17 protein-coding genes and 2 pseudogenes are annotated in these 21,931 nt (G+C 63.4%); 9 read left to right on the forward strand and 10 right to left on the reverse strand.

The genetic code is table 11. The features are described from left to right. The first annotated feature begins 48 nt into the window (after positions 1 to 48). The gene (locus LMT64_RS12095; protein ID WP_170165950.1) at positions 49 to 1,410 is read left to right on the forward strand and encodes an acyl-CoA dehydrogenase family protein; all 1,362 of its coding nucleotides are present in this window, start codon (positions 49 to 51) and stop codon (positions 1,408 to 1,410) included. A gap of 3 nt (positions 1,411 to 1,413) precedes the next feature. On the opposite strand, the gene LMT64_RS12100 is transcribed toward LMT64_RS12095, so the two are convergent. Then, on the reverse strand, positions 1,414 to 2,019 hold the full coding sequence (locus LMT64_RS12100) for a TetR/AcrR family transcriptional regulator (protein WP_126351780.1): 606 nt from the start codon (positions 2,017 to 2,019) through the stop codon (positions 1,414 to 1,416). Between the two features lie 121 nt (positions 2,020 to 2,140). On the opposite strand from LMT64_RS12100, the gene LMT64_RS12105 reads away from it, so the two are divergent. Beyond that, positions 2,141 to 4,744 carry a YhgE/Pip domain-containing protein gene (locus LMT64_RS12105; protein WP_126351779.1) on the forward strand — a complete coding sequence of 868 codons (2,604 nt, stop codon included), beginning with the start codon at positions 2,141 to 2,143 and terminating at the stop codon, positions 4,742 to 4,744. Between the two features lie 6 nt (positions 4,745 to 4,750). On the opposite strand, the gene LMT64_RS12110 is transcribed toward LMT64_RS12105, so the two are convergent. Then, complete coding sequence (locus tag LMT64_RS12110; RefSeq protein WP_126351778.1) at positions 4,751 to 5,716, reverse strand: serine hydrolase; 966 nt, start codon at positions 5,714 to 5,716, stop codon at positions 4,751 to 4,753. A 96-nt stretch (positions 5,717 to 5,812) separates the two neighbouring features. Between LMT64_RS12110 and LMT64_RS12115 the strand changes: the two genes are divergently transcribed. Further along, a complete protein-coding gene (locus LMT64_RS12115) occupies positions 5,813 to 6,592 on the forward strand; it encodes a DUF554 domain-containing protein (RefSeq protein WP_126351777.1) in 780 nt (259 codons plus the stop codon). A 10-nt stretch (positions 6,593 to 6,602) separates the two neighbouring features. Here LMT64_RS12115 and LMT64_RS12120 read toward each other — a convergent pair whose 3' ends face one another. The 5 genes from LMT64_RS12120 to LMT64_RS12140 form a co-directional block, all read right to left on the reverse strand. After that, positions 6,603 to 7,850 (reverse strand): SGNH/GDSL hydrolase family protein, encoded by a 1,248-nt coding sequence (locus LMT64_RS12120; RefSeq protein ID WP_229253479.1) that lies wholly within the window; start codon positions 7,848 to 7,850, stop codon positions 6,603 to 6,605. A gap of 135 nt (positions 7,851 to 7,985) precedes the next feature. Continuing rightward, positions 7,986 to 9,404, reverse strand: coding sequence for a protoporphyrinogen oxidase (gene hemG / locus LMT64_RS12125; RefSeq protein ID WP_126351775.1), 1,419 nt, complete (start codon positions 9,402 to 9,404; stop codon positions 7,986 to 7,988). 57 nt (positions 9,405 to 9,461) lie between these two features. After that, entirely contained in the window at positions 9,462 to 10,517 is a 1,056-nt protein-coding gene (hemH, locus tag LMT64_RS12130; RefSeq protein WP_126351774.1) for a ferrochelatase, read from the reverse strand. 71 nt (positions 10,518 to 10,588) lie between these two features. Next, complete coding sequence (gene hemE, locus LMT64_RS12135) at positions 10,589 to 11,797, reverse strand: uroporphyrinogen decarboxylase (RefSeq protein ID WP_126351773.1); 1,209 nt, start codon at positions 11,795 to 11,797, stop codon at positions 10,589 to 10,591. Between the two features lie 84 nt (positions 11,798 to 11,881). Next, positions 11,882 to 12,517 (reverse strand): DedA family protein, encoded by a 636-nt coding sequence (locus LMT64_RS12140; protein ID WP_126351772.1) that lies wholly within the window; start codon positions 12,515 to 12,517, stop codon positions 11,882 to 11,884. 101 nt (positions 12,518 to 12,618) lie between these two features. Between LMT64_RS12140 and rsgA the strand changes: the two genes are divergently transcribed. From rsgA to LMT64_RS12160, 4 genes are all read left to right on the forward strand, one after another. Beyond that, a complete protein-coding gene (gene rsgA / locus LMT64_RS12145) occupies positions 12,619 to 13,665 on the forward strand; it encodes a ribosome small subunit-dependent GTPase A (RefSeq protein ID WP_229253480.1) in 1,047 nt (348 codons plus the stop codon). A gap of 227 nt (positions 13,666 to 13,892) precedes the next feature. Next, entirely contained in the window at positions 13,893 to 14,597 is a 705-nt protein-coding gene (locus tag LMT64_RS12150; protein WP_126351837.1) for a hypothetical protein, read from the forward strand. A gap of 2 nt (positions 14,598 to 14,599) precedes the next feature. Then, positions 14,600 to 15,130, forward strand: coding sequence for a GTP-binding protein (locus LMT64_RS12155; protein ID WP_126351771.1), 531 nt, complete (start codon positions 14,600 to 14,602; stop codon positions 15,128 to 15,130). Between the two features lie 60 nt (positions 15,131 to 15,190). Then, complete coding sequence (locus LMT64_RS12160) at positions 15,191 to 15,562, forward strand: roadblock/LC7 domain-containing protein (protein ID WP_126351770.1); 372 nt, start codon at positions 15,191 to 15,193, stop codon at positions 15,560 to 15,562. 104 nt (positions 15,563 to 15,666) lie between these two features. On the opposite strand, the gene LMT64_RS12165 is transcribed toward LMT64_RS12160, so the two are convergent. Then, positions 15,667 to 16,107 (reverse strand): DUF5666 domain-containing protein, encoded by a 441-nt coding sequence (locus tag LMT64_RS12165; RefSeq protein ID WP_126351769.1) that lies wholly within the window; start codon positions 16,105 to 16,107, stop codon positions 15,667 to 15,669. Positions 16,108 to 16,536: 429 nt separating this feature from the next. Between LMT64_RS12165 and ptsG the strand changes: the two genes are divergently transcribed. Then, the gene (ptsG, locus tag LMT64_RS12170) at positions 16,537 to 18,627 is read left to right on the forward strand and encodes a glucose-specific PTS transporter subunit IIBC (protein WP_126351836.1); all 2,091 of its coding nucleotides are present in this window, start codon (positions 16,537 to 16,539) and stop codon (positions 18,625 to 18,627) included. 74 nt (positions 18,628 to 18,701) lie between these two features. On the opposite strand, the gene LMT64_RS12175 is transcribed toward ptsG, so the two are convergent. Beyond that, entirely contained in the window at positions 18,702 to 19,634 is a 933-nt protein-coding gene (locus LMT64_RS12175) for a DMT family transporter (RefSeq protein ID WP_126351768.1), read from the reverse strand. Between the two features lie 120 nt (positions 19,635 to 19,754). After that, positions 19,755 to 20,741: pseudogene (locus LMT64_RS12180) on the reverse strand (transposase); the annotation flags it as partial. Between the two features lie 63 nt (positions 20,742 to 20,804). Between LMT64_RS12180 and LMT64_RS12185 the strand changes: the two are divergent. Next, a pseudogene (locus tag LMT64_RS12185) lies at positions 20,805 to 21,919 on the forward strand (IS3 family transposase). Positions 21,920 to 21,931: the final 12 nt, after the last annotated feature.

Below are 21,931 nucleotides of genomic sequence, written 5' to 3' on the forward strand. Positions count from 1 at the left end.
CCCTGCCCGTTCCTGACGGCGGCGGGGGTTTTTTCTATAACTGAAGGCATGTCACAACACGACACACCGGATCTGACTCAGCTGATGCAGCAACTGGACCTGGAGAAGCTGGGGGCACTGGCTGGCCGGGTGGACCTGGCGGGCCTGCTGAACGCTGCTGGCAACATGAACGACAAGCAGTTGATGCAACTGGGCCGCGCCCTGGGCGTGGGCGGCAGTGGCAAGAAGCGTGAGCTGCCCGCTGCGGACGGCGACGCCTACGACTATCTGGAACTGCTGACCGATGAGCAGGCCGAGGTGGCGGCGCAGGTGAACCGCTTTATGCGCGCCGAGGTCGCCCCAATCATGAACGACTACTGGAGCCGCGACGAGTTCCCGCGCGAGCTGATCGGCAAGATGCGTGAGCTGGACCTGCTGCGCCGCATCTGGAACGAGGATGGCACCCGTCGCCCCGACGCCGCCATGATGGAAGGCGTCATCACCCTGGAAGCTTGCCGGGTAGACGTGTCCACGGCCGTGTTCTTCGGGGTGCATTCGGGGCTGGCGGCAGCTTCCATCGCGCTAGGGGCCAGCGACGAGCAAAAGGCCCGCTGGTTGCCCGACATGCTGGACCTGCGCCGCATCGGGGCCTTCGGACTGACTGAGCCGGAGGGCGGTTCACAGGTGAGTCAGGGTATGCGGACCACTTGCCGCCGTGACGGTGACGGCTGGGTGCTGAACGGCGAGAAAAAGTGGATCGGCAACTCCACTTTCTCGGACTTCACAGTGATCTGGGCCCGTGACGAGGAAACCGACGAGGTGCGCGGCTTCGTGGTTGAGGCCGGGACGCCCGGCTACCGCGTCGAGAAAATCATGGGCAAAATCGCGCTGCGTATGGTGGAAAACGGCCACATCTACCTGGAGGACTGCCGGGTGGCCGACGAGTTCCGCCTGCACGCCACGCGTGGCTGGGACACGGTGTCGGATGTGCTGGGCCTGGCCCGCTCTGGGGTGGCCTGGCAAGGGGTCGGCTGCGCGATGGGCGCCTACGAGCTGGCGCTGGCCTACGCCCAGGAGCGGCGGCAGTTTGGCAAGCGGATCGGGGAATTTCAGCTGATCCAGAACCATCTGGTGCTGATGCTGGGTGACGTGACTGCCATGCTGGGTATGGTGATGCGCCTGTCGCACCTCGCCGACGAGGGCGGGCTGGTAGACGCCCAGGCCTCACTTGCCAAAGTACACACGGCGGCCCGCTGCCGCGACGTGGTGGCGCGCGCCCGCGAGATCTTCGGCGGGAACGGCATCTTGCTGGAGTACGGAGTCGCCAAGCACTTCGTGGACACCGAGGCGATCTACTCCTACGAGGGGACCAACGAGATCAACACGCTGGTGGTGGGCCGTGCCATCACTGGGCTGAGTGCCTTTGTCTGAGGGTTATGTCTGCCGGGTCACGGCGGCCAGCCCGCCCTCGATAAAGTCGTTCAGATGCCGCGAGAGCTGCGTGGTGTCCAGCTCTCCTTGACTCAGCTGCGCGTAGCTGAGTGCCCCCAGCAACTCCATCACGATGAGGGCCAGGTAGGGTTGCTCGGCAGCGTGGCGCTGGGCCCGGGGCAGCTCGGTAATGTTCAGCCGCTCTTGCACGGTCAGCAGGAATTCCTGGCGCTTCTGGCGGAACAGTGGGCCGCCGCCGGCATTCAGCAAGAGTAACAACTCGCGCTCCTGCAGCAGCGCCCCGAAGAGCGCCCTGAAACGCCCCGGCCCTTGCAGCAGGTAGGGCCGCAGCCGCTCTGGCAGCCCGTCCAGTTGCTGCTCCAGCAGGCCGCTGAGCATTTCCTCTGTCGAGGCGAAATAGCCGTAGATGGTGGGCCGTGATGTGCCTAGGGCCTGGGCCAGATCGGCCATCCTGACCCCCTCGAACCCGCGCTGGATAAACAGCTGCGCCGCCATGTCCAGAATCTGCTGGCGGCGGTCGTCGGCGCTGAGCCGTCTGGCAGAGTGGGCAGAGGAATGGTGGGGTGTCTTGGAAACGGCAGGGGCCATAGGATAAATCTAGCACTCTCTTGACAAAACGTCACTTGACAAATTGTCAAGAGAGACAGATACTTCCAGCTAGAGAGGCTTATGCTGCTGCCGCAGGCCCAAGCTGCCCGAGGGAGATCCTATGTCTATAGCTCAATTTGCCCGAGACTTTCGCCGTCTGACCCCCAGCGAGCGGTCCATGTGGCGCTGGCCCATGATGTGGCTGGGGACCGCTGCCATTGTCGTGGTGCCGTCGCTGTACGCCGGAATCAATCTGGCGAGTGCGCTGGACCCTTACGGCAACTTGCAGGCCCTCCCGGTTGGGGTGGTCAATCTGGATCAGGGAACCCGCCGAGACGGCGAAACGATCAACCTGGGCCGTGACCTGATGGCGGAGTTTCAGGATGATCCGCCGTTCGCCCTCACCGTTTTCCCGACCCAGGCCGCGGCTCAGGCGGCAGTTCAGCGCGGCGACATCTACTTTGCGCTAACGGTGCCGGGTGATTTCAGCCGCCGGGCAGTTCAGGGAGACAGCACTCAACATGGCGTGCTGAACCTGTATGTGTCGGAAGGGTCCAACTATTTCGCCAGCCGGGTGGCGGATTCGTTCGCGGCGGGGCTGGAAGACCAGCTGAACCAGACCCTCAGCGAAACGCGCTGGGAGGCGGTGCAGCTGTCGTTTGAGGAGGTCCAGAGTGGTTTTGCGGACCTGCGGGAGGTCACTGGCACGCTGGCAGATGGTGCCCAGGACCTGGCGGACGGTACGGCCCGTCTGGACGCTGGGGCGCGTGATCTGAGTGCTGGAATGGACCGCGCCGCAGCAGGCAGCGCTGAGCTGGCGTCCGGCGCCGAAGACATCAGCGGTGGAGTGCAGGCCCTAACCGGCGGGACCGCTCAGTTGCGGGACGGTCTGGAACAGGTACAAGCTGGCCTCCCAGACGAAGCCGCCTTGCAGCCACTGCGGAGTGGGACCGCCGGGGTCCGTCAGGGCAGCGCCGATCTGGCCAGCGGCCTGGAGGAACTGTCCGGGGGTGCCGAAAGGCTGGCCGCCGGAGGTAAGCGCCTGCAAGCTGGAGCCGACGGCGTGGCGTCCGGTAGTGCGGAACTGGCCCGGCAGGTCCCGCAGCTTCAAAGCGGTCTGGGTCAGTTGGTGTCCGGCGCGGCAGACCTGTCCGGCGGCAGTGATCGCTTACAGCAGGGTGCCGCAGATTTGGCCAGTGGCAGTGCGGAACTGGCCGAGGGACTTCCCGACTTGGAAATGGGCCTGGGACAGCTGAAGACTGGAGCAGATCGCCTGCAAGGTGGCGCCAATGAGCTGGCGGGTGGACTGAGCGAAGTGAATGACCGCGTGAGTGCTCAGCCGTTACCTGGCGAGCTGAAGGCTGGACTGGTCGGTCTCAAACAGGGGGCGCAGGAAGTCAGCAGCAGCGCTGGACAGCTGGCGCAGGCCCTGCCTCCGCTGCAAGCAGGCGCGGCCACCGCCCGTCAGGGCGCCCAGGCACTGGCCACAGGGTCCGCTGGCCTTGCCAGCGGTGCCACTGACCTGAGCGCCGGGGCGGGTCGGCTTGCGTCTGGTCTGCAAGAGGCGCAGGCGGGAGCTGGCCGGGCCGTCACTGGAGCGCAGCAACTGGCGGCTGGGGCGGCGCAGTTGCCCGCCGGTGCCGCTGACCTGAGCGCCGGTGCCCAGACCCTGGCAGACCGTAGCCGCGAGGCCGCAGCGGGCGCGGCCCAGCTGTCTACAGGTGCGGCAGCGTTGGAGGAAGGAGTGGGGGACCTGATAGCTGGCCTGGGCGACTTGCGCGCAGGCGTAGGCACCATCCAAGACCAGTTGCCTCAGCAAACCGAGTTGGACCGCTTGAGTGATGGAGCAGCGACCCTGGCCGGGAGCAGCACTCAGCTGAGCAGCGGCCTGGAGGACCTGTCAGGCGGTGCCGGTGCTTTGACCCAGGGCAGCGCGGAGGTGAACAGTGGTGCCCAGCGACTGGCCGACGGCCTAAGTCAGCTCCACACGCAGATCCCAGCCCGGCAAGAGGAGATGGGCGGCGACCCCGCAGGTCTCAGCCGCAGTGTGGCAGTGCAAACCGAAAAATTTGCGCCGGTGGCCAACAACGGAGCCGGGTTCGCGCCCTACTTTATGGCCCTGAGCCTCTGGGTTGGGGCCGTACTGACCACCTTCATCTTTCCGTATCAGCAGCTGCCCTACAGTGCCCGTCAGACCAGCCAGCTGGCGCGGGTCGCGCGCAAGGCACTGGTTCCGGCGCTGGTGGTGATCGCCCAGGCCGCCCTGATGGTCCTGGTCGTGCAGGCACTGGGAGTCAGCTATCTGCATCCTGCTGAAGTGCTGGCCACCTCGGTCCTAACCAGTCTGACCTTTCTGGCCCTCATCTTGGCGCTGATTCTGCTGTTTGGCGCAGTGGGTCGGTTCATCGCGCTGGTTCTGCTGATCATTCAGCTGGCGTCGTCGGGCGGGAGTTATCCAGTGGAGCTGGCGCCACCATTGTTCCAGACCATCCACAACTGGGTGCCGGTGACGCAAACCGTAGGAGCGCTGCGCCACGCGATTGCTGGGGCTTACCAGGGCCATTACACCGACTTTATGGGAGCGCTGGGGGCCATGCTGCTGGTCAGCGCCGTGCTCAGCTTGGTGGCCCGCCGCCGCTGGGAACTGGTGGACGATCCCGCTTTCCGGCCCTTGATTGTCTCACCGTTGCTGTCGGGTCAGCCACACGAGGACCGGCCCGACTAGGAGCCTTTAGTTCAGTACCTTCAGGGCTTCCGCCAGTGCAGTTCGCCTCAAGCGTCCAGGCCCACCGGCCACCAGCAAGGCCACGCTCCGGCCCGTTGCGGGCCGAAAGGCCAGGCCCGCCCGTGAGTGCCGCGCGACGCCATCATGCCACCATAGGCCCCCGGAGACCAGCCAACCGGGGGCTACTTCGTCTAGCCCAGCAGGCAAGCGGCGCGGCGTGACCGTGAGTTGCCAGTCGGGCGGCAGCGCTCCACTCAGGTGTGCCTGTGCAAAGGCGAGCAGGTCGCCCACATCCGACCACAGACCCCCAGCGCCCAGCAGCGGCCCGAAACGGGTGGCGCGGTAAGGGAGTTCGGTGGGCGAAGGAAAGTAGGTGTGACGCAGGTTCAGCGGGCCCAGGACGGCCCGTTCCAGGGCAGTGGGGTAGCTTGGCGCACCGGCGGCTTGGGCCAGCGCCAAGGCCAGTACGCCCGCCCCCAGGTTGGAATACACGAACTGCCCCGCCTGCCACCGGTTGGCCCAGCGCTGCCCGGACGCCAGGACTGCGGCCTCGTCCATGCGCCCGTAGGGGTCTTGCCAATCCAGCAGCGCGGTCAGCCCGGCACGTAAGGGGTGGGCGGGCAGGCCCGCAGTGTGGGTCGCCAGTGCGTAGAGCGTCACCCAGGCCGGCCATCCCCGCCAGACCCCACCCAGCTCGCGCAGGGGAGCGTGGGGGTCTAGCTGCCCCTGCGCAGCCAGCACCGCCAGCAGCGCCGCTGTCAAAGGCTTGGTCACACTGGCGATTTCGGCGGGCTCCACGGGAGCGTGTTCCCCCAGGCTCCAGCGGTGGGCGCTGCCGCCGACTTCGTGTATCCCCAGCACCAATCCCCGGCGCAGCGGCGAGAGCACTCTTTCCACGCGCTGGGGTGGCAGCCCGGTGAGTTCAGCCACTTCACGGGACAGACGGCGCAGTGGCGGCGCGGCAGACAACATGGACGCAGTGTAGCGGCGGCGGAGTGCTATCTTCATGCAGCTGCGGTTGCGCCGCCTGAGACGGTACCGCGTTACAGCAAGGAGAATCGGCTGCCCATGAGTCTAGTTACTGTTCTGTTCGGCACCCTGGTCAATGCGCTGGCCGTCATCGCCGGCGGCCTGGCCGGGATGTGGTTCGGCCAGCGCGTGCCAGTGCAGGTTCAGCGCACACTGCTGCAGGCCCTGTCGCTGATCACCCTCTTTATTGGGCTGGATATGGCCTGGGCGCTACGTGACCTGAGCTTCGGGCCGGTGCCGGGAGTGATCGTGGGGTTGGTCGGCCTGGCGGTGGGCGTGGTCTTCGGCGAGTTGCTGCATATTGAAGAGGGCCTGACCCGCCTGGGCGAACGCGCTCAGCGCCGCTTCCGGGGTGGGGGACGCTTTACTGAAGGCTTTGTGGCGGCCACCTTGCTGTTCTGCGTTGGCCCCATGACCATTATCGGCGGCCTACAAAACGGCCTGACCGGCGACCCCACCACCTACCTGCTTAAATCCGGGCTGGACATTATCGCGGCCACAGCGCTGGCGGGGGTGTACGGCGCGGGCGTGCTGCTCAGTGCGCTGAGCATCCTGACCGTGCAGGGCGGCATCGCGCTAGGCTCCTTTGCGCTGGCGAGTTCGGTGCTGGCGGACCTAGACCCGGCTTCTTTACGTGACCATCCGGTCATGCTGGCCCTGACCGGCACTGGCGGTGTGGTGTTGCTCGGTATCGCCTGGAACCTGATGCTCAGCGCGCTGGAATTTACCGATCAGCGGGTGCGGGTCGGCAGTTTCTTGCCAGCGCTGCTGCTCAGCCCACTGCTGGCCTGGGCGCTGGGCCTCATCTGGCCGGCCTGAATTAGTCGGTCTACACCAGACCTGCCGCTGCCAACTCAGCCTGCGCGGCGGCAGGCAGGTCCACCTTCCAGAAGCGGTGGACGTGGTTGACCACTGCGTAGCCCAGCTTGCGCTGCCCCTCGCTGGACAGATGGACACCGTCGGCGGACATGTCACGGCCAAAGGGAGTGCGGCTGCTTTCATCCTCGGCGTGGTGCATCTCCAGACTGTCCATCAACGGCTGCACGGCCAGCACGTCGTGGCCGAACTCGGCGGCGAGGCGGTAGATACTGGCGTTGTACGCCTCTACCGTCTGCTGAATGGTCTGGGCCTCGGCGGGAGTCAGTGCGTAGGGGGCGTCACAGTCCAGCTTGCGCCCCAACAAAAAGGCGGTCAGCGGCAACCGGCTTTCGCTGCCCTGACAGTTGGCCTCGGCTACGCCCTGCCCAAACAGCACCGGACCAGGGGTCATCAGCGGTACCTGCGTCACATCCGGCACGGTAAGCAGCAAGGTCCGCGCCCCGGCGGGCTTCAGCCGGGACAGAATCTCACGGTAGTGCCGCTCAAATTCCTCCGGGGACGTCACCCGCCCCGGATCACCTTCAGTCACAGCAGTCAGGGCATCATTCGATCCGATCCACAGCGTCAGATAGTCGGGGTTGGATTTCAGGGCGGCTTCCACCTGGGTCAGCTGTGGCCCCAGAATCAGGCCATACAGCCGCCGGGTCAGGTCGTCGTCGCTGTCTGCGCCGCGCTTGGTATAGAGGTCCTCAGCCCGCGCGCCAGGCACCGCAAAGTTGGAGCCGCGCACGCCCGGCAGCACCCGGCGGCAGGACGCTTCGGCCAGGCCGCCGCCCATCGGGACCGGGCAGCCCAGCTGCGTGGCCGGAATACCGAAGGGAATATCGGTCAGCCGCGCCACCACCGCCGGGAAAGCACTGTACTGCTCTGGGGCGGTCAGGCCTGCTGACTGCATTCCCGCGGTGAGCGAGTCACCCAGGGCGACGTAAGCCATCACCGCGCCGGGTTGAACGTCGGCAGCGTGCGGCTGCACCGGCAACCGGGGGAGGGTCTGTGGCGTGACCAGCGTATTCCAGTCCAGCACTTCGGCTTCAGCAACTTCAGCCGCGGCAGAGGCGGCCGGGTCCGCCGCGTCAGCCGTAGTGGCAATGGCCACCGGCTGCGGCGTTCCCACGTCCTGCGCCACACAGGCCGCCGACAGGGAAGCCAGCAGCAGAACCGTTCCCAGGAGTTGTTGGCGGTGACGCTGGCGTTGCATACGGGCCAGCATAGCGGCCCTGTTTCAGAACAACGTGGCCTACGTCTGAGAAGGATTGCGGTCGAATCGCTCCGACCAGAGCCCTTCAACCAGGGCGACCAGTCCATGGGGCAGGCTTGAGAAGCCTGGGCCGCCCTACTCTGCCAGGCTGGTCATCACTTGCCGCGCGGCGGTGCGTCCGGCGTTCACACAGTCGGGCAAACCGACCCCAGTAAAACTGGCTCCGGCGACCTGCACGGTGCCCGGCAGAGCCGCGCGAATGGCGGCCAAGTGGTGACGGTGTCCCACTACGTAAGCCGGATTCTTGCCGCGCCAATCGGCAAAGGCGTGGAACAGCGGTTCACCCTCTGCCCCGAACAGCTCCCGGACATACCCTTCGGCCAGTCGGCGGGCCTCGCCGGGTTCGGTATTCTTGAAAAACACCCGCAGCAGGACGTGGTCCTCCGGCGCGCGGCCATGCATCTTGCCGGAATGCACCGTGATGGCCGTCATGGCAATGCCCTCGGACCAGTCCACTTGCAGGCCGTGCATGTCCATGTCAAAGGCGAACTGCTCGCGGCGGTAGGCCAGAATCACGGCCACCGACGAGTTGGTCTTGAGCTGCCCGACGAGCGCCGCAGCTTCCGGGAAGTCACCGGCCAGCAGCGGCGCGGTGAACCAGGCGGGGGTGGTCATGATCACGCCGCGCCCAGCGATATGCTCACCAGAGGCCAGGGTCACGCCGTCCCGGTGAACCTGGCGAACCGCGCTGTTCAGCCGGACTTCTTCCGTCAGCGCGCGGCCCACTGCCCCAGCCAACTCACCCATGCCACCTCTGAACGAGCCGAAAATCGGTCCGGTGCGCGGCGGCAAAGCCCGGTGCGCGGCGATGAGGCTGCCGTATTTCTGTTCCATCGCCAGAAACTGCGGAAAAGCCATCTGCATGCTCAGTTCATGCGGGTTGGCGACATAGATGCCCGCCGCCATCGGCACGATAAAGTTCATGGCTTCCTCGCCAAAACGCCGGGTGACGAACGACGCCAGCGACTCGTCCTCGTCGGCGTTTTCGCGGGGCGGCACGTTGACCTCGCCCAGCATTCGCTCGGTGCCTTCGGGTGACAGCACCCCGCTGCGGCGAAAGGCTTGCTCGTCCAGCGGCACGAACATCCGCAGATGTTCCGGGAAAGGCAGCAGCCGGCCCCCTTTCAGGAAATACAGCCGCTTGGTGTCCTCGCGGGGGTGAATCAGCTCGCTTTCCAGGCCCACCTCGCGCGCCAATTCCAGCGCCCAGGGCTTGCCCAGGATAAAAGCGTCGGCGGCCTTTTCCACCAGAAAATCCCCGGCACCTGGCAGGCTGTGCCACTCGGTCTGCACCTTGCCACCGAGGTAGTCCCCGGCTTCCAGCAGCACATACGGCAAGCCGAGCTGCTGCAGTTCCCAGGCGGCGCTTAGGCCCGTCAGACCGCCCCCCACCACAATCACCGGCTGATCAGTCGTGGCCGCGCCTCGGCGGTCCCCACCCTGGGTCAACCCAACCTGCGGCGCCGCACTTAAGGACTCGGATATGTCAGTCATTCCATCTCCTGGACCAAGGGCGGACGGTGATGAGCTCCACCATCCGCCCGCAGCCATCTAGAGTTCCTGTGCTTTGTTATGTACCACGCTTGCCACCGTGCCGATAAACAGCGGATCGGTGTTCAGCGCGGGCGGGCGCACCAGGCGCATGCCCAATTCTTGGGCCACCTTCTGCGCCTCAATGTCGATGTCGAAGAGAATTTCCACATGGTCCGACACGAAGCCGATGGCGATGCTGACCACCTTATCGATGCCGCGTTCGGCGTGCAGCTGCGGTAGCCAGTCTTCGAGCTGTGGCCCCAACCAGGGCTCCGGGCTGCGGCCTTCGGACTGGTAGCACCAACTCCACTGCTCCTCGCTCAGCCCCGCCTGCGCCGCGATCAAGCGGGCCGATTCCATCAGCTGATCGGCGTAGGGGTCGCCCTCGCGGATCACCCGCACCGGCAGGCTGTGGGCGCTGAGGACCACGTGAACGTCGCCGCGCTGGTCTTCGGGAAACTCCGCCAACCCCATCCGCACCCGGTCGGCCATCGCGGTAATGTAGCCGGGTTCGGTGTGGTACTGGTTCACGAAGGCGAATTCAATCTGGCCGTGGAACATCTCCAGCGCCGCCTTGATCTTTTTCTGGTACTTCTCCACACTCAGCTTGGAGTACTGAGGGGCCAGCACAATCGCCACCGCCCGCCGGATGCCGTCGTCCAGCATGTCGCGCACGGCATCTTCGATCCAGGGCGACCAATGGCGCATCCCGATGTAGGCCCGGTAGTCGCCCACCTCGTCCAGCTTGGCCATCGTGGCTTCGACCTGGGCGCGGGTGAACTCCGGCAGCGGACTCTTGCCGCCGATCGCCTCGTAGTTGCCGCTGATTTCTTCCAGCACCTCGGCGTAGGTGGGCCGTCCCGAGCGGATGTCGGCCAGGTAACCGGGCATTTCCTCGAGGGTTTCGGGGCCGCCGTAGGCCATGAACAGCACGCCGATGGTCCCGTCCGTCACGGCCTTGCCTGGGTTGATCCGGGTGCTGGGGATGCTGGGGGCGTAGGAATCGTTGACGATCCGTACGGGGGGATAGGGGTTGACCGCCGTCTCGGTGGCGGGAGTTTCAGCTTTGGTCATGGGTTGCTCCTTATCTTTGGCTCTCTGCTCTCGGCCCGCTGTTCTGGGCTGCCTTCTGCCAGCTTCTGACTTCAGCGATTGGCTGTTCTCTCGTGGACGTATTCGGCCACGCGGCGCACGTTGTCCATCGGCGTGGTGGGCAGGATGCCGTGCCCGATGTTGAAGATGTGGCCGGGGCGGCCATTTGCCTCGTCCAGCACGCGGTCCACCTGGTGTTTCAGTTCGCGCCAGGGAGCGGCCAGCAGCAGGGGATCGAGGTTGCCCTGAATGGCCTGACCCGGATTCAGCTGCGCCCAAGCGGTGTCCAGCGGGGTGCGCCAGTCCACGCCCACCACGTCGGTTTCGTATTTGGCGATGTCTTCCAAGAGGTGCCCAGTATCGGTCCCGAAGTAGATGACCGGTACGCCGTAGGGCTTGACCGCTTCAATCAGGCGCTGGGTGGCGGGCCACACGAAGGTCTGGTAGTCGTAGCGCGAAAGAGCGCCCGCCCAGGAGTCGAAAATCTGCACGGCAGCGGCCCCGGCCTTGATTTGCTCACCCAGGTAATCGGCCTGCACGGTGGCCAGCTTGTCCATCAGGCGGAACCAGGCGGCGGGTTCGGCATACATCATTTGTTTGGTGTATTCATAGTTGCGCGAGCCGCCGCCCTCAATGGCGTAGCTGGCCAGGGTAAAGGGCGCACCCACAAAGCCGATCAGCGGAATGCCCCGGCGGTCCAGTTCGGGTTTCAGCAGCCGGATCGCCTCGGCGGTGTAGGGCATGCTTTCGCGGGCGGCGGGCACGCCCAGCAGGTCGACGGCGCGGGTGCTGCGTAGCGGATTGCTGATGCGCGGTCCTGCACCCTTCACGAAATCCAGGTCCAGGCCCATCACCGGCAGCGGCGTCAGGATGTCGTTAAAGAGAATCGCGGCGTCCACGTCAAAGGCGCGAATGGGCTGCAGGGTGATCTCGGCAGCCAGCTCTGGCGTGCGGATGCATTCCAGCATCGAGCGGTCTGCGCGAATAGCGCGGTATTCGGGCATATAGCGCCCAGCCTGGCGCATGAACCACAGCGGTGTGTGGGCCGCTTTCTCGCCGCGGGCAGCCTTCAAAAAGGCCGAAGCCTCCAGTGCCGGGTTGGGCTCTACCTTGACCGAGGGGCGCATCGGGCGCTGAGGGGCCTCGCCCAGCGCTTGGTCTGCTGGACTTTGGCCGCTGGCGCGGTGGCCGCGTGGCTCAGGGGAATCGGTGGGGGTGTGGGCCGCCTCTGGCCGGTCCGTATCTTGTTGAGAACGCGTCACAATGGGGTCACCATAGCGCCCCGGCCTCGCTGTCTGCCAGGGGACAAATTAACCTGCCGTTTCTGTTGCTGACCGAGCGGTCGGTCAGTGCGGTGGGCTGTGCTGACTCTCCTGTGCGGCTTCTGCTGCGGGGGAAGGCTGGCGGCGCTGCCACAGCCAGCGTCCCAGCAGGGCCAGGGCTGCCAGGGCCGCTGCCCCCATCAGCACCTGCGCACCTACCTGCTCCAGATACGGCAAGATGCGCGTCCCGAAACGCCACAGCAGCCACTGCCACACCCCGATGTGAATCAGCGCCCCCAGCAGGCTGAACAGGACATAGGCAGGCAAAGGGTAGTGCAGCGCCCCGGCGCCCAGCGTCACTGGAGTCCGTAGCGCTCCTACCGTGCGGCTGGCGACAATGGTCAGCGGGCCATAGCGCCGCAGCAGCGTGCGGGCCTGGTCATTGTTCATGCGGCTGTGCCAGTGGTCGGGGATATACCGCCCGCCCCAGCGACCCACCGAATACCCGGCGATGCTGCCCAGCCAGTTCCCGAGCGTGCCCCAGAAAATCGCCGCTTCCAGCGAGCTTTTCCCGGCGTCAATCAGGCCGACTTGCGCCATCATAGGCAGCACGCCGGGAATCCCCGGAATGCCAGCGCCTTCCAGAAACAGCAGGCCAAAGGTGCTGATATGAAGCGTGGTGGGGTCCAGCCCCGCCAACCAGGCACGCAGATCTATCATCTAGCCGCCGAGTCTACGCCAGTGCAGCTAAGCGGAGATGAAGGGCCGCCCAGTCTCGGCTGAAACATCAGGGTCTGGTGGGGCGTCTAGACTGTAGGGCAGTGACCCAAGACCCCACTTCTGCCCCCGAAACCCCGACTGTTGAGCGACTGAAGGCTTTTGGCTACACACCGGCACTGGCCCAGGCCTTATCAGGGTTGCCGGAAGCCCAGCCGGACTGGCAAGCGGCCCGCATTGTCCGTGTAGAGCGTAACCAGTATCTATTAGAAACCGCCAGCGGTCCCCGTGAAGGTGTCTGGCCCGCTGGTCGCCGCCACAAGCTGTTGGACGTGCCGGTGATCGGGGACTGGGTGGCTTGCTCTGGCGCAGCCGACACCCCAGATGAGCCCCTCCGAATAGAAGCCGTGCTGGACCGTCAAAACACCTTTATCCGCTCGGTGCTCAAGGGCCGCCGTACCCAGCCGCAAGTGCTGGCTGCCAATGTGGACACGGTGTTGATCGTGACCAGTCCTCTAGATTGGGACCTTGAGCGGCTGGAGCGTTATGTTCAGGCGGTGCAGCTCTCACAGGCCCAGCCCGTGATCTTGCTGAACAAGACCGATGAAGTGCGCAGCAGCCTGGAACGCTGGACGGACGCGGGGCTGGACGCGCCCGTGCTCCCCATTTCGGCGGCGGCGGGCCAGGGGCTGGACGCCCTGGCCGAGTGGCTGGCACCGGGGCGCACCGCTGCGCTGATCGGTTCTTCGGGCGTAGGCAAGTCCACCCTGACCAATGCGCTGCTGGGCCAGGAACTGAGCCGTGCTGGTGACGTGAGCGATCTGACTGGCGAGGGCCGCCACACCACCACCTGGCGTACGCTGTACCCCCTCCCGCTGGATGGGCCGGGCCGTGGTGCCCTCCTGATCGATAATCCTGGACTGCGTGATATTGCCGTCTGGGATGAGGAAGGCGCCGCTTTCTGGGCCATCGAGGAATTGGCTGCCGACTGCCGCTACTCGCGCTGTACGCATGGACGCGAACCCGGCTGCGCGGTGCAGGCTGCCGTCGCCCGTGGCGAGCTGGACGCTGCCTTGGTGGATCTCTACCGTGAGCAGCAAGCGGTGCAAGAAGCGCCGCGCCGCAACCCACGTGACAAGCGTCGCCGCTGATCTGATCGGTTTCAAGCCGTGACGGTTCCGCCTCAGAGTTCGGCACTGTCACTGCAACTCTGAAGAACGCCACAAGGCGGACAGCTTCATCTGGCGGTATCCAGCAGCGAGGGTGTGAGAGGTCTGATAGAGCGGCCTGCTTACACTCGCTGAAGGTTTTTATGACTTTGTAACGACGGCTACCGGGGTACTGCCCCGAAGAGAGCTTGAAAGGAAGGGATGAGGACGTGGCGATCTACGGTGATTTTGCGGATCACGCTTTTTCTGATGTGGCCAAAGTTTTGCAGCGCCACACCGGCACACTTTTTTTGCAGTCGGCGCTAGGAGGCCGCAGTGTCGAACTGCATCTGCACCGCGGGGAAATGCGGGCCCTGTTCATGGACGGCTTTCCGGTACGCGAAGCGATGCGCGTGCAGGATGTCCTGCGCCAATTGATGAATGGCGCCACCGGAACCTACGAGTTTGAAGCAATGGCCCCGCATGAGTTGACGGCCCATTTCTCGCTGCCTCTGAATCAGGTGTTGCGCTCGCTGGTGCAGGACGCCCGCATAGACGAGTCCCAGTTGCCACACGAGGCCACCCGCTTTGTAACGGTGCAGGGAGCTGAGGAGCTGGTCGGTGGCCTGCCGGTGACCCTCCAGAGTGCCTGGCGCCATGTTTCCCCCCTGCTCACCCGTGGAGGCAACGCTGCGGAGGTGGCGCAGGAAGCCTTTATCAGCCTGGAAGAAGCCCGCCTGATGCTGTTCCGTCTGCGTGCTGCCGGCATGGTTACCCCTTACCGCGCTGCGGGAGTGGTGCCTGGCGGTGCCGCAGTGGCGGCGGGTACCCAGCCCCATTTCCAATCCCAGGTGGCCCCCGCTGCTGCACCAGAACAGGTCAGTCCGGTTCGCCGCTTTCTCAATGCGCTTCGCCGCCTGACTGGAGGTGCCTGAAGATGGGCCCCATGAAACTTGTGATCTCTGGCCCTGTGGGGGCTGGGAAAACCACTTTTGTACAGACCCTTTCCGAAACCGAAGTGGTGGCCACCGAAGCCGAAGCCAGTGAAGACATCGGCAAGAAATACACCACCGTCGCTTTTGATTTCGGCACCATCAACCTAGACGGCCAGGAATTGCTGCTGTACGGTACGCCTGGTCAGGACCGCTTTGATTTCATGTGGGACGTGCTCTGCGAAGGTGCCCTGGGCCTGACCCTGCTGGTTGCCGGAGACAAGCCCGAGGACTTTTCGCAGGCCCGCAATATCCTGGAGTTCATCACCAGCCGCAATCCGGTGCCTTTCGTGGTGGGCGTGACCCGTCAGGATCTGCCCAAAGTCTGGACTCCTGAAGACGTGGCCAGCTACTTCGATCTGCCGCCTGAGCAGGTGTGTGGCCTGAACGCCACCGATAACGGCAGCTCCCGCGAGGTGCTGATCCGGTTGCTGGAATTGCAACTGGCCGACCAACCCCAGGCTGCAGGTGCCTAACTCTTCGCCTCCTGGCCTCCTGGTCCTTGGCCTACCCCTAGCCCTCAAGAAAGACCCATCATGACCGCAAGTAAGCAGGAAAAACTCGATATGGCCTTGGCGGATCTGCGCCGGACTTTTCCGGCGGTGCGTGGCGCACTGGTGGCGACCACGGATGGCCTGCCGATCTCGCAATCTTTTCGGGACGACACCGACGCCGACCATGTGGCCGCCATGGCTGCGGTGGCCCTGGGCCTGGGTCGGCGTATGAATCAGACCCTTAAGACGGGTGAATTGAGTGAGATGAGCATCAGCGGTGGGATTGGGCAGGTGTACATCTATGCCACAGGACGCCGCGGAGTCCTGGCCGTGGTGGCACCTGGGGGCATGAACCTGGGCATCCTCCACAAAGAAGCCAGGGACACGGCTGTGCGTGTAGCACGCATCCTCTAGCCTGAAGATCACCAAAACAACTGATGGGCCTCGTTGGAGCACTTGCTCGTCGGAGGCCCACTGGCTATTTTGGCTCGTTAGAACCACTCGGTTAAGAGAGGTGCTTACTGACGAGTGATCTTGGTGGCCATGATGGTGTTGGTGGCGCTGTCCAGTTCGCCTTCCACGGCGATGTTCTGGCCCATGCGGTCTTCACCGTAGAAGCCTTCAGCGTCCCAAGCGGTTTCGGCGTCGTAGTATTCGGTGGCGTCATCCACCATCACGGTGTAGGTCTTGTCGCCTTCCATCATGGTGAAGGTCTGGCCAGTGGCGTCCCAGCTCTCAACCATGCCTTCAATGCCGTCGCCGGCTGCCATGTCGATTTCGTCAGCCACGTCGGCTTCGTCATCGTTGGCCATGGTGGACTCTTCGGTGTCCACAGCAGCGTCAGCGACTTCGTCGGTGGTGACGGCGGGTTCTGTGGTGGTGGTCGTGGTGGTGCTCTCCTGGGGAGTACAAGCCATCAGGAAGCTGCTAGCAATCATCATCAGAAAAATCTTTTTCATAGCGCGGATCATGCGCCTCAGCATCCTGAGCAGGATGAGAAAGGGCATGAAAAAGTTGAGCGAGACATCATTTTGCTCGCGTGCACAGTGCGCCCTGACCTAGAAAGTCAGGTGGTAGGTCCCCAGTGCGGCTGGGGCTTTGTCCCTTAGTCTAACAGAGGATTAACCAAAGAGGAAGCATTTCGGCCGTCTGCCTTGACCAAAGTAAGATTCCTGAGATACTACAGCTGCCGTCTGCCAATGAGGTTTCAGGAGAGCGCAGCGGATGGCAGGGGAACAGGAAAAAAAGTTTATGGCCGTCCCCTCTGCGCTCATGTCCGCAGTTCTGGTCTGTTTATTTTTTTAGGCTGGACCAGGCCAGGTGCAGTCCAGGGCACCAAGCGCAAGAAAGGATCCGCGATGACTCAACTTCCGCCTACCGCCGCACACATGGCAGACGCTCCTCCCCCGGCCCCATCTGAGCAGCGCCGCAGCCTCTTTGCCCGCCTGCAAGAGATCGGCAAAGCGCTGATGCTGCCGGTGGCCGTACTGCCCGCTGCCGGTATTTTGCTGGGCCTGGGCGCGGCCCTGAACGATGACTCTTATACCTGGGCACCCTATATCCCTGAGTGGCTTCAGTTTGTCGGGACGATGATGGTGGCTGCCTCCGACGTGATTTTCGGGAACCTGCCGATCATCTTTGCCATGGGCGTGGCGGTGGGCCTCTCGGGCGGTTCGGGCGTGGCCGCGCTGGCGGCGCTGGTCGGCTTTCTGGTCATGAACAGTTCCATGAGTGCCTGGCTGGGTCTGGGTGACACGGCGGCGTTCGATCAGGCCCAGTTGGACCAGCCGGGCGGATATGCCCGCGTGCTGGGTATTCCGACCCTCCAAACCGGAGTGTTCGGCGGGATCATCATGGGGGTGCTGGCCGCCTGGCTGTACAATCGCTACAAGGATATTCAGCTGCCCCAGTGGCTCGGCTTTTTCGCGGGGCGGCGCTTTGTGCCGATCGTGACGGCGGCGGCGGCCATTGTCTTGGGGATTTTGCTGACCTACTTGTGGCCCCCTATACAGCATGGCCTGAATACTTTCTCCAACTTTGCCGTGAACGAGCAGCCCACCATTGCCGCTGGCCTGTTCGGGTTTATCAACCGCCTGCTGATTCCGTTCGGGCTGCACCACATCTGGTATCAGCCCTTCTGGTTTATCGCAGGTGAATACACCAATGAGGCGGGCGAGGTTGTACGCGGCGACATGACCCGCTACTTGGCCGGGGACAAGTCGGCTGGCACGTTCATGACCGGCTTTTTCCCGATCATGGGCTACGCCTTGCCCGCCGCTGCCCTGGCGATCTATCAAGAAGCCCGCCCAGAGCGCAAGGCCGCCGTCGCTGGCATCATGATCTCAGCGGCACTCACTTCCTTCCTGACTGGGATCACCGAGCCGATCGAGTTCGCCTTTATGTTCGTGGCTCCGGTGCTTTATGTTTTCCACGCTGCCATGACGGGCCTCAGCTTCATGCTGATGAACCTGTTCAATATCCACGCTGGATTCACTTTTTCGGGTGGATTCATTGATTACATGTTGCTGTGGCCGCGTAGTACCAACGCCATCTTGGTTCCACTGTTCGGCCTGGCATTTGCAGCCGTATATTACGTGGTCTTCCGTTATCTGATCCGCCGCCTGAACCTGGCTACCCCTGGCCGCGAGGTAGAAGACGGGAACGCGCCTGCAGCAGCGACCGTTGCCGCGCCAGCCAGCGAGCGTGAAGAAGCGGCTGAAATCCTGCGGGCCTTTGGAGGTCCCGGTAACATCCAGAATCTGGACGCCTGTATCACCCGTCTGCGCGTCAGTGTGCATGACAAGGGCCAAGTCAGCAAAGCCCGGTTGCAGCAGCTGGGAGCCGCCGGGGTGCTGGAAGTCGGCAATAGTGTGCAGGCGGTGTATGGTACCCGCTCGGACCGTATCAAGGAAACGATGCAGCAGATTATCGCCAGTGGGGAGTATGGGCAAACCATGCCAGCGGAGACTGCTGCGCCTGCTGTCGCTGCTCCGGTGGTCGCCCCGGTGGCGGTGCCCACCCAGGATCCGGTCAGTGCCTCACGGCCCAGCCTGCCTGCTGACTGGGTGATGCCCCTCGCGGGCCGGGTTCTTCCGCTCTCTGCTGTGCCCGACGAGGTGTTCAGCGGCGGCATGATGGGCCAGGGCTTTGCGGTTGATCCCACGGACGGCGAGGTGCGGAGTCCGGTAAGCGGTGAAGTGGTGACCATGTTCCCCACCCACCACGCAGTTGGACTGATGGCCGACAATGGACTGGAAGTCTTGATTCATGTGGGTGTGGATACGGTGAACCTGAACGGCGAAGGCTTCACACCGTTGGTCCGTCAGGGTGAACGGGTCACCGCTGGACAGCCGCTGCTGCGGGCCGACCTGGGCCGCATGCAAGGACGTGTGCCCAGCCTCCTGACCCCAGTCCTGTTCACCAATCTGGATGACAGTCAGCGTGTCAGCCTGGACGGCGACCAAGTTCGGATCAGCTGAGCCAGTGCTCTATAGCGCTGCGGCCAAAGAAAGGGGAGAGCGTCCGGCTCCCCCTTTTTTTCTTGGCTCCTAGTTCAGGGTGAACTCCAGTACTTGCCGCGCCGCACCCGGCGGTGAGCTGGTTTGCTCTCGCGTTGGGCCAGAGCTGCTCCCAGCAAAATCAGCCCACCGCCGAGCAACTGCCCAAACCCCAGCGATTCGCCCAGCAACAGCACCGCCAGTGCGATGGCCCACAGCGGATCGGTGGTGGTGAGCATGGAAGTGCGGGTCGCCCCGATCCGCTGTACGGCGCCGTACAGCGCAGGCATGGCGAGCAGCGACGGAATCAGGGCCAGTCCCAGGATGACGGTCCATTGGTCCTGACCTGTCGGTACAGCCAACTCACCTTGCCACAGGCCCAGGGCAGAGACCACGCTGGCAGTGACCAGAGCAACATGGGTGGTGACGGTCAGTGGCGCGATGCCGCGTGTCAAGCGGTAGCTGGCGAAGAAGTACCCGCCGAACAGCGTGCCGGCTACGGCTCCCAGCAGCAGGCCGGTGGTGCTGGCATCGGCAGGAGAGGGACGGCCGACCACCACCAACAACCCCAGCAGCGTCAGGATCAGCGCGGCCACCTGCCAGCGCGAGGGCCGAATACGGACCAGCAGTCCAAGCGCGATCACGACAGCGGGTGCGCAGTACACCAGCAGAGCTGTCGTGCTAGCCGAGATGTGTTCCAGCGCCGTGAAATAGGCCAGCGCCGACCCCACATGCAGCAGTCCCATGAATGCCAGTGCGGGTACTTGCTCGCGCCGGACGCGGGCATAGCCCAGGGCGGTCAGCAGCAGGGCCAGCAGCCCGAAGCGCCAACCCAGCATGGTGGTGGTGCCCATACCCGATGCCGCCCCCAGCTTGGCCCAGACGCCGACAGTGGCAGAGGCCGCCGCAGACATCAGCGCGAGGCCCACACCGGTCCATTCGGCAGGAAGGACATGAAGGCGGGCGGGGACATTGAGGCGCTGAAGCATGGCCGCTAATCTAGCTGCGTGCCTGGCCACTCGTCTTGAATGAAAAGGCGACTCCGGCTGCGGTTTTCGGCATAGCACAGAGAACAGAAAGGAGCAAAGCGGAAGGCAAAAGCTTGATACTCATAAGTTGCACCTTGCATAGCTGAGCGAATAGCCGTGCTGGAGAAGAAATTCTCGTTCTTTTTGGAGCTGACTCAGAAGATGGTTGAGCCTGACTACGGGGAACAGGGTGTAGAGGGCCAGGCGTGCCGCCTCTTTCAAGGTCATCCCTTCTGAGCGATGCAGTATGGTCAGGGTGAAGGCCAGGAAGACCATCAGAATCCAGCGGTCCAGACCCCTGGCAGTTCGCAGCGCGAACTGCGCCAACCCAAACTGGTGCTTACCTTCCTTGAAAAAGGACTCCAATGTCCAGCGCCGCCCACCCTCAGCAACGATCTCGTCCCCCTCCAACAGTTCAGACGACACCGCGAAGAATTCACGGTCCCCACGGTCTACTCTCCCCAGAGACAGCGTTTCCAGAGACCAGTTGGCCAAGTTGACATAGCCTCCATGCGGACAGTCCGCCACCGTCACCCGCCCAGGATGGTCCGTGCGCCGGTTGCTCCTCACACCCACCACGAACTCGAAATCGAGGTGCCGCACGCCTTCCAGAAAAACAGCGGCTTCAAAGCCGCTGTCCGCTAGGACACGTACCCGGAAACGTTTCTTGATGAAGTCCGGCACCTCTTCCAGTAGGTCGAGCGCCAGAGTGACGGGCGTGCTGGTGTGCTTGCCCTGGTACACCCGGTAGGAAATGGGGAACTTCAGTTCCCCATACTCGGCAAACAGGACGACCAGGTGGATGCCATGTCTACCGTTGTACACACTGACAAAGGGCAACTGGGTCCCCACCTTTTCCACCGTGGTCAGATCCACACTGAGCCGCAACCGAGGTCGGCGTTTGGAGTGAGCTACGTCCAACAAAATGCGCCAATGGAAGTCCTGCATTTCGTCCCAGCAACGGTCTGAATCCCAGTCATAGACGTTGAAGAAGCGACTCAGTGCACTGGGACTGGCTCCTTCAGCTTGGCTGAATTTGATCTTCTGGCCTGGACTGTGGAAAAGGTGCTGACCTTGCCCCTGTTTTCGGTGCCAGTCTGATTGCGAATTCAGCAGCAGACTGGGAGGCATATGAACGGCAAACGGTATACCGAAGCACATATTCTGGACATCCTTGGACAGCTTGAGGCGGGCACGCCTATAAGCGATTTGGCGCGACTTCATGGAGTCGCGCCAGGGACGATTTATCGCTGGAAAGCCAAGTACGGTGGCATGACCAAAGACGAAGCCCGTCAATTTCGTCAGCTGGAGGCGGAAAACCAGCGTCTCAAAAAGCTGGTTGCTGACCTTTCGCTGGACAACGCCATGCTGAAAGAGGTGGTTGGACGAACGTGGTAGGGCCTGGGACCACGTCCCAGGCGAGGACACCTCTCAAAAAACAGATAGCGATCTTCCTGAAGGACACCTTCGCCGTGAGTGAACGTCGAGTCTGTCGGGTCCTGGGCTTCTCGCGCACGACCTATAGAAGAAAAAGCCCAGAGAGAGTAAAAGATCTGGTTCTGGTCGAACGTTTACGTGCACTGGCACGGGAACGGCCACGCTTTGGATACCGAAGACTTCACCTGATGCTGGGCCGAGAAGGTTTGAACGTGAACCATAAGCGTGTGTACCGCATCTATCGTGCCGAAGGGCTAGCCGTTCGGAAGAAGGAGCGCAGGAAGCTCAATGTTAGGGAGCGTCAGCAGAAACCTGTGGTTTCTGCTCCCAATCAGCGTTGGAGCCTGGATTTTATGACAGACCAGCTCGCATCTGGTCAGAGGTTTCGTGTGCTGAACGTGGTGGATGACTTTACCAGGGAGTGCCTGGTGATGCAGGCTGGAACGTCCATTACAGGGCACGATGTCGTGACTGCTCTGGAAGCTGTGGTGCGGTTTCGTGGTGCACCACAGGCTATTACGACCGACAATGGCCCAGAATTTACAGGGAGAGCCCTGGAACTCTGGACCCACAAGTGCGACATCATGCACCACTTCATTCGACCGGGAAAACCTGTGGAGAATGCCTATATCGAAAGTTTCAATGGACGTGTCCGCGATGAATGCCTGAACCTCCACTGGTTTCAGAATCTGGATCAGGCCCGTCTGATTCTTCGCCGCTGGCGTGAGGACTACAACGATGTCAGGCCACACACTTCACTGAATGGACAGACTCCGAACGAATTTGCCCGCCTGTTGCAGGCGGGCTGAGGTAAGCTGAGT

Origin of the sequence: Deinococcus radiophilus, from assembly GCF_020889625.1 — a bacterium.
GTDB classification, from domain to species: Bacteria; Deinococcota; Deinococci; order Deinococcales; family Deinococcaceae; genus Deinococcus; species Deinococcus radiophilus.